Annotated in this window: 1 pseudogene; it reads right to left on the bottom strand. The window is 27.5% G+C overall.

The features are described 5' to 3' along the window. Window positions 1-51 precede the first annotated feature (51 nt). Window positions 52-291: pseudogene (gene comE / locus WKI42_RS10805) on the bottom strand (competence system response regulator transcription factor ComE); the annotation flags it as partial.

Below are 291 nucleotides of genomic sequence, written 5' to 3'. Positions count from 1 at the left end.
TTCTATCTGTAGCAGATATAACCATTATATCAATTTCTTACTAATTGTCAATCACTTTTTAGATTTTTTCTCTAAAATATCTTTTAATTTTCTAATTTTTAATCTTGAAATAGGACAACGATGATCTTCATAGAAAACAATTTCTAGGTTTTTTCGATCAATCTCTCTAATATTGCCTATATTTACCAAAAATGACTTATGAGGAGAATAAAATCGCTGAGTATGTTTGTCCTTTTCCTGAATATCTGTCATGGTACCGTAAAACTCTTTGGCAAAATTCTTACCAATAAT

This window comes from Streptococcus pseudopneumoniae (genome assembly GCF_038148935.1).
Classification (GTDB): Bacteria; Bacillota; Bacilli; order Lactobacillales; family Streptococcaceae; genus Streptococcus; species Streptococcus pseudopneumoniae_U.
This window is presented reverse-complemented; position numbering and strand designations above follow the sequence as displayed.